Origin of the sequence: Methylobacterium sp. WL12, assembly GCF_008039475.1 — a bacterium.
GTDB classification, from domain to species: Bacteria; Pseudomonadota; Alphaproteobacteria; order Rhizobiales; family Beijerinckiaceae; genus Methylobacterium; species Methylobacterium cerastii.
The window spans coordinates 1-7585 of record NZ_VRUW01000138.1 but is presented as its reverse complement, the minus strand read 5'-3'; the positions used below and the strand labels follow the sequence as shown (position 1 = coordinate 7585).

General features: G+C 72.1%; 5 protein-coding genes and 1 pseudogene. 5 read left to right on the top strand and 1 reads right to left on the bottom strand.

Annotated features, from left to right (window positions below; all coding sequences use genetic code 11):
* Nucleotides 1–62 precede the first annotated feature (62 nt).
* The 5 genes from FV226_RS26215 to FV226_RS26195 all read left to right on the top strand — a co-directional run bounded on the left by FV226_RS26215 (nucleotide 63) and on the right by FV226_RS26195 (nucleotide 7199).
* Nucleotides 63–2429, top strand: a complete 2367-nt coding sequence (locus FV226_RS26215; RefSeq protein WP_147765227.1) for a Tex family protein — start codon at nucleotides 63–65, stop codon at nucleotides 2427–2429.
* Between the two features lie 236 nt (nucleotides 2430–2665).
* A complete protein-coding gene (locus tag FV226_RS26210) occupies nucleotides 2666–3070 on the top strand; it encodes a helix-turn-helix transcriptional regulator (RefSeq protein WP_147765226.1) in 405 nt (134 codons plus the stop codon).
* Between the two features lie 184 nt (nucleotides 3071–3254).
* Nucleotides 3255–4433 carry a methionine adenosyltransferase gene (gene metK, locus FV226_RS26205; RefSeq protein WP_147754273.1) on the top strand — a complete coding sequence of 393 codons (1179 nt, stop codon included), beginning with the start codon at nucleotides 3255–3257 and terminating at the stop codon, nucleotides 4431–4433.
* Nucleotides 4434–4516: 83 nt separating this feature from the next.
* Nucleotides 4517–5233, top strand: a complete 717-nt coding sequence (locus FV226_RS26200) for a tRNA (guanine(46)-N(7))-methyltransferase TrmB (RefSeq protein ID WP_147765225.1) — start codon at nucleotides 4517–4519, stop codon at nucleotides 5231–5233.
* 235 nt (nucleotides 5234–5468) lie between these two features.
* Nucleotides 5469–7199: an HWE histidine kinase domain-containing protein gene (locus FV226_RS26195; RefSeq protein WP_147815171.1), complete on the top strand. Its 1731-nt coding sequence runs from the start codon at nucleotides 5469–5471 to the stop codon at nucleotides 7197–7199.
* A gap of 108 nt (nucleotides 7200–7307) precedes the next feature.
* On the opposite strand, the pseudogene FV226_RS26190 reads toward FV226_RS26195, so the two are convergent.
* Nucleotides 7308–7585: pseudogene (locus FV226_RS26190) on the bottom strand (hypothetical protein); the annotation flags it as partial.

Below are 7585 nucleotides of genomic sequence, written 5' to 3'. Positions count from 1 at the left end.
TGGCTCCCCTCCCCCATCCGGGTTAGACACCGCGCCCCGCAGCCATCGAGGACACGGACCGGATGATCGGCATCACGCATCGCATCGCCACCGAGCTCGGCGTCGCCGAGGCGCAGGTGCGGGCGGCGGTGGACCTGCTCGACGGGGGCGCCACGGTGCCGTTCGTCGCCCGCTACCGCAAGGAGGCGACCGGCGGGCTCGACGACGCGCAGCTGCGCACCCTGGAGGAGCGCTTGGCCTACCTGCGCGACCTGGAAGAGCGCCGCGGCGCCATCCGCGATGCGATCCAGGGCCTCGGCAAGCTCGATGCCGCGCTCGCGCAGAAGATCGCCACGGCCGAGACCAAGGCGCGGCTGGAAGACCTCTACGCGCCGTTCAAGGTCAAGCGCCGGACCAAGGCTCAGATCGCTCGCGAGGCCGGGCTCGGTCCGCTCGCCGAGGCCCTGCTCGCGCAGCCGGAGCGGGACCCCGTTCAGACCGCGAAGGCGTTTGCCGGCAAGGACGGGTTCCCCGATGCCGACGCCACGCTGGAGGGCGCACGCGCGATCCTGATCGAGCGCTTCGGCGAGGACGCCGAACTCGTCGGTAGCTTGCGCGAGGATGGCTGGCGGCGCGGGCGGATGCACGCCTCGGTCCGCAAGGGCAAAGCCGAGGCCGGCCAGAAGTTTGCCGACTACTTTTCCTTCGAGGAGCCGCTGACCCGCCTGCCCTCGCACCGCATCCTGGCGCTGTTCCGCGGCGAGAAGGAGGAGGTGCTCGACCTCGACCTCACGGATGCCGAGACGCCGCCCCCGGGCCAGCCGGCCTGGCAGGAGGCCCGGATCGCCAAGACCTTCGGCATCGCGGATCGCGGGCGGCCCGGCGACCGCTACCTCGCCGAGACGGTGCGGAAGACCTGGCGGACGAAGCTGAAGCCGGCGATCGACACGGATCTCCGCGCCCGGCTCTGGGCGGTGGCCGAGGCCGGCGCCGTGCAGGTCTTCGCCGGCAACCTGCGCGACCTGCTGCTCGCGGCGCCCGCCGGGGCGCGGCCGACGCTTGGGCTCGATCCGGGCTTCCGCAGCGGCGTGAAGGTCGCGGTGGTCGACGCCACCGGCAAGGTCGTCGCCACCGACGCGGTCTTCCCGCACGAGCCGCGGCGCGACTGGACCGGTGCGCTGGCGACGCTGGCCAAGCTCTGCCGCGCCCACGCGGTCGAGCTGATCGCCATCGGCAACGGCACCGCCTCGCGCGAGACCGACAAGCTGGCGGCCGAGCTCCTGGCCCGGCACCCGGAGCTGAAGCTGACTAAGGTGATGGTCTCTGAGGCCGGCGCCTCGGTCTACTCGGCCTCGGCCTACGCCTCCGCCGAGCTGCCGGGCCTCGACGTGACCCTGCGCGGCGCGGTCTCGATCGCGCGGCGGCTGCAGGACCCGCTGGCCGAGCTGGTGAAGATCGAGCCGAAGGCGATCGGCGTCGGGCAGTACCAGCACGACCTCGCGGAGGGGAAGCTGTCGCGCTCGCTCGATGCGGTGGTGGAGGATTGCGTCAACGGCGTCGGCGTCGACGTGAACGTGGCCTCCGCGCCGCTGCTCGCCCGCGTTTCCGGGCTGTCGGAGCGGGTGGCCGCCAACATCGTAGTGCATCGCGACGCGAACGGCCCGTTCCGCTCGCGCGCCGCGTTGCGGAAGGTCGTGGGCCTCGGCCCCAAGGCCTACGAGCTCGCCGCCGGGTTCCTGCGCATCCGCGACGGCAGCGACCCGCTCGACGCCTCGGGCGTGCACCCGGAGGCCTACCCGGTGGTGAAGAAGATTTTGGCCGCCACCGGCCAGCCGATTAAAGCGCTGATCGGCAACGGCGCGGCGCTCAAGGCGCTGAACCCGCAGAAGTTCGTGGACGCGACCTTCGGCCTGCCGACCGTCGCCGACATCATCGCCGAGCTGGAGAAGCCCGGCCGCGACCCGCGTCCGGCCTTCCGCACCGCGACCTTCCAGGACGGCGTCGAAAAGATCTCGGACCTGAAGCCCGGGATGCGGCTCGAAGGCGTCGTCACCAACGTCGCCGCGTTCGGCGCCTTCGTCGACGTCGGCGTGCATCAGGACGGGCTGGTTCACATCTCCGTGCTGGCCGACCGCTTCGTGAAGGACCCGCGCGAGGTGGTGAAGCCCGGCGACGTGGTGCAGGTCCGCGTCGTGGAGGTCGACCCGGCCCGCAAGCGCATCGCCCTCAGCATGCGCTCGGACGACGGCCAGCGGCAGACGCGACAGGAACCGGCGCGACAGGAACCGGCGCGACAGGAACCGGCGCGCCAGGAGCAGGGGCGCCGAGAGCAAGGTAGGCCGGCGCGCGAATCCGCGCCGCGGCCCGCCGCGCCGGCGGACGAGCCGGGCGGCGCGCTTGCCGAGGCCCTGCGCCGGGCGACGAGCGGGCGGCCGCGGGGCAATGGCTGACGGCGCCGTGCACACGCCTGCTCGAGCGAAACCGTTGCTACGGCAACGAAATTTTTACCAGTACGGTCCAGGCTCGCGGACGCGGGCGGCCGAAGACCGGGCCGCGGGGGGATACCTCTGGATATCCAACCGGTTACGAAGGTGACAAGACCTACGGGGGCGGTTAAGCTTAGGCACGGCGAGGTCGTGGACGACCGATGTTCCGGGCCCTTGGGGGCGCGCACGCGAGACGAGTGATGGCTGGACAGAAGACGGATCAACGGGACGTTTATGTCGGGCAGCGCATCGCGGAGCAGCGGCGCAAGGCGTCGCTGACCCAGCGCCGCGTCGCCCAGAGCTTCGGCATGTCGGCGGCCCAGCTGCAGAAGTACGAGAAGGGCACCAATCGCATCAGCGCGATCCATCTCGACATCTTCTCGCGCATGACCGGCGTGCCCCTCGACCACTTCTTCAGCGGCATGCCCCGCGACGAGGACCACGCCGTCGAGGGCTTCGCCGACGCGCCGCAGCGCCCGCTCGAGGGCGGCTGGCAGAGCGTGGCCGAGATGGTCGCCCGCCACGTCGCCGAGAACTGCTCGGCCGACACGCGCCGCGATTTCGCAGCAGCCGTCCAGGCCTTGGAGCGCAAGCTGAGCGGCTGACGCCGTCGATCCCGCTTCGGCGCACTACTGTACCGATCTAGCGTCCGCTTCGTGCGGTATAGCGGATCCGTTCGGCATTCCACCTTGACCCTGGGGGAAGCCGGTGCCAGAACTCCGGCCCTCACGACCGGGTCAAGCGCCGCGATTTCAGGAAGGCGCACCCGCCAACCGGGGTGCCCCGACGATGCCGCGTTCAGACTTCCTCTTCACCAGCGAGTCCGTCTCCGAGGGCCACCCCGACAAGGTGAGCGACCGGATCTCCGACACCGTGGTGGATGCCTATATCGCCGCGATGCCCGAAGCCCGCCTCGGCGTCGAGACGCTGACCACGACCAACCGCGTCGTGATCGCCGGCGAGGTCCGCGGCCCCGACTCGGTGACCTTCAAGGACCTGGAAGAACTCTCCCGCGAGGCGGTGAAGGACATCGGCTACGAGCAGGCCGGGTTCCACTGGAAGAACAACGAGGTGCAGATCTACCTGCACGCCCAGTCGGCCGACATCGCCCAGGGCGTGGACGCGGCCGGCAACAAGGACGAGGGCGCGGGCGACCAGGGGATCATGTTCGGCTACGCCGCCGACGAGACCCCGGAGTTGATGCCGGCCCCGATCTTCTACGCCCACAAGATCCTCAAGGACCTCGCCGACGCCCGCAAGGCGAAGCAGGGGGACGCGGCCAAGCTCGGGCCCGACGCCAAGAGCCAGGTCACGGTGCGCTACGCCAACGGCCGCCCCGTCGAGGCAACGCAGATCGTGCTCTCGACCCAGCACCTCGACGAGTCGCTCGATTCGGCCGACGTGCGCGCCATCGTAGAGCCCTACATCCGCGCGGCTTTGCCCGAGGGTTGGATCAACGAGGGCACGGTCTGGCACGTGAACCCGACCGGCAAGTTCGTCATTGGCGGCCCGGACGGCGATGCCGGCCTCACCGGCCGCAAGATCATCGTCGACACCTACGGCGGCGCGGCGCCTCACGGCGGCGGCGCGTTCTCGGGCAAGGACCCGACCAAGGTCGATCGCTCGGCGGCCTACGCGGCGCGGTATCTCGCCAAGAACGTCGTCGCGGCGGGCCTCGCCTCGCGCGCCACGATCCAGCTCGCCTACGCCATCGGCGTAGCCAAGCCGCTCTCGATCTACGTGGACCTGCACGGCACCGGCAAGGTCGACGAGGCCAAGCTGGAGGGCGTGCTGATGGACGCCCTCGACCTCTCGCCCCGCGGCATCCGCCTTGCGCTCGGCCTGAACAAGCCGATCTACGCCCGCACCTCGGCCTACGGCCATTTCGGCCGCGCGCCGGATGCCGACGGCGGCTTCTCCTGGGAGCGCACGGACCTCGCCGAGAAGCTGAAGTCGGCCCTGGCGTAAGGCTTCCACCGCGCGGGTCTTCCCTCCCCCTCTGCGGGGGAGGGAAAGCGCGTCGCGTCTTCTTCGAACACCCGAGCCCGGCCGTGACCGAAACCAGCCCCCCGGCCGACGCCCCCGAGCGGGCCTTCTTCGGCCGCCGCAAGGGTAAGCGCCTGCGCGGGCTGCAGGAGCAGCGCCTTGCCGAGCTGCTGCCGCGCCTGCGCGTCGCGCCGCCCGCCGAGGGCCGCCTCGATCCGGCGACGCTGTTTCCCGGCATCGCAGACGGTCCGTCCGAGGTCTGGCTCGAGATCGGGTTCGGCGGAGGCGAGCACCTGGCGGCTCAGGCCGAAGCCCGTCCCGACATCGGCATCGTCGGCGCCGAGCCCTTCGTCAACGGCGTCGCGAAGCTGCTGCGCGCCGTCGACGAGCGCGGCTTGCGCAACGTCCGCATCCGCGACGAGGACGTGTCGCCGCTGCTCGCGGCCCTGCCGGATGCCTGCCTCGCGCGGGTCTACCTGCTCTATCCCGATCCCTGGCCCAAGCGACGCCAGCGCAAGCGCCGGTTCGTCTCGGACGAATCGCTCGCCGAGATCGCCCGCGTGCTGCGTCCCGGCGGCTTGTTCCGCTTCGCCAGCGACATCGACGACTACGTCGGCTGGACCCTGGTGCGCACCGCACGCTGCCCCGCCTTGCGCTGGACGGCGCGCAAGGCCGCCGACTGGACGCAGCCCTATTCCGGCTGGCCCGGCACCCGCTACGAGGCCAAGGCGATCGCGGCCGGGCGCCGCCCGACCTACCTGGAATTCGAGCGCATCGCGTAAGGTAAAGTCGGGGCGGTGGGCAAACTAAGCTGTTGTCGAAGCCGCAGAGGGCGCCCGACGGCTTGCCCCGGCTGGGCGCCGGCCCCATCTTGCTCCCGCCCAGCCGGGGCGCCCACCGGGCGTGCCCACCGGGGCGACGCTTTTCGAGACGGCGCGACCGCGCGTTCGAGGGGACGGTGTGACCGACAGGGACGATCACGGCCCAGTAGGCGGCTTGCACGGCCCGGTAGGCGGCTTGCACGGCCCGGCGGCCGACCCGCGCCACGCAGCCTTCGAGGCGGCGGCCATCGGGCTCGCCGTGCTGTCCGAGGACGGCGCGCAGATCCTTGAGGCCAACCTCGCACTCTGCGCCCTGCTCGGCCACGCCCCTGGTGCGCTGTCGGGAAAGCCGGCCTCCGACCTCGTCGGCGGCGGCCGGATCGCCGATGGCATCCATCCCTGGCTCCATGCCGGCGGCGGCTCGGTGGAGGTGCGGGTGCGCCGCTCCGGCGCCGGCGGCACGGTTCTCGTGGTCGAGGCCGTCGACGCCGACGAGGCGGCGCGCTCCGAGGAGAACCGCCAGGACCTCGCCGCCGCGGGTCTCGGCGAATGGCGCTGGGAGCAGGCCACCGGGCGCCTCGTGCTGTCGCGCCGTGCCGCGCAGATCCTCGGCCATCCCCCCGGCGACTCCGCGACCTGGGACATCCTGCGCGCCGGCCTCTCTGCCGGCGAGCCCGAACGCCTCCAGGCCGTGGTCCGAGACGCGATGGCGCGCGACGGCGCCTACCGCTTCGAGACCCGCCTGACGCGGGAGGCGGATGGGCGCGAGGTCGTCCTCGCCGTGCGCGGCCGCCCGGTCCACGCCGCCGACGGGCGCCGCACCGGCATGGTCGGCGTGGTGCAGGACGTGACCACGCGGGTCGAGGCGCGCGACGGCCTGGTCGCCCGCGACCAGCGCCTGCGGGTCGCGACCACGGTCGCCAGGCTTGGGATCTTCGAGTGGCACATGCTCGAGGACCACGCGATCTGGGAGAACGAGCGGATGTTCGAGATCTTCGGGCACGCGCCCGAGGACGGCACCATCGGCAAGTCCGAGTTCTTGCGCGACACGCTGCACCCGGACGACCGCGCGAGCGTGCGGCTGGCGATCTCGCAGGCCCTGCGCGACGACGCGATCCTGCACACCACCGGCCGCATCCGCCGCCGCAGCGACGGCGCGTGGCGCACCATCGACCTCGCCGGCCGCTTCGAGCGCGACGCCCCGAACCGGCTGCCGCGGCGGTTGATCGGCCTCGTCGCCGACGTCACCGACCAGCGACTCGCCGAGGAGCGCCAGGCGCTGCTGATCCGCGAGCTGCACCACCGGGTGAAGAACACCCTGGCCACGGTGCAGGCGATCGTCGGCTCGACCGCGCGGACGGCGTCGAGCATCGACAGCTTCTACGAAGCCTTCGTCGGCCGCATCAAGTCACTCGCCCACACCCATTCGGTACTTACCGAGGCGACCTGGCAGACCGCGGACCTGCGCACGCTGCTGCTCAGCGAGCTGCGCCCCTACGCGGAGGCGCAGACGCGGGAGGGCGAGGCCGGCGAGGGGGACGGCGCCTTGGACGGCCGCATCACGCTGGACGGGCCGGACACGGCGCTGCCCTCTGAGATCGCGGTGCCGATCGGCATGGCGATCCACGAGCTCACCACCAACGCGGCGAAGTACGGCGCACTTTCCAACCGCCGCGGGCGGATCTCAGTCGCCTGGACCATCCTGTCGGGCGGCTCCGCCGGGATGCTTCATTTCGCCTGGCGCGAAAGCGGCGGCCCGCCGGTGGAGCCGCCCCGCCGCCAGGGTTTCGGCTCGCGCCTGCTGCAGCGGGTGCTCACCACGCAGGTCCAAGCCGAGGTCGAGACCCTCTACGCCCCGGACGGCTTCGCCCTGACGATGCTGGCCCCCCTCCCCGTCCGCAACCCCAGTCTCGACCCGCCGGGCTGAGCCGCTCGACGCCCTCTTGCGGCCGGAACTACGGGTTCACGCATCGCGTAGGCGCAGTCGCCACCCTTTCCTCCCTCCTCTGCGGGGGAGGGTGGCCCGCGACCTACCTCAGGCCGCGCCGCGGTTGCCGCCTTCGCCGCCGGCTTCGACGAAGGCCTTCAGCTCGTCGAGGGAGGCGAAGGTGAAGCGGCCCTGCGGGGTGTCGGCTTCGATCGCGCCGTCGGCGTACATCACGTAGGTGTTGCCGCCCGACGCATAGCGGCCGACCACCTCGCGGGCCGCAGGCTCCGGGGCCGCCTTTGCGGGCTCGGCGTCGAGGCTCGGGCGCAGGGCCGGCTCGGCCGGGGCGAACAGGTCGTCCTCCGGCTCGGGGGGCGAGGCGGGCG

What these genes read in the sequence shown, in the direction of transcription:
- metK (WP_147754273.1), top strand. Translation starts at nt 3,255, where the DNA reads ATGCCGCGTTCAGACTTCCTCTTCACCAGCGAGTCCGTCTCCGAGGGC.
- FV226_RS26215 (WP_147765227.1), top strand. Translation starts at nt 63, where the DNA reads ATGATCGGCATCACGCATCGCATCGCCACCGAGCTCGGCGTCGCCGAG.
- FV226_RS26210 (WP_147765226.1), top strand. Translation starts at nt 2,666, where the DNA reads ATGGCTGGACAGAAGACGGATCAACGGGACGTTTATGTCGGGCAGCGC.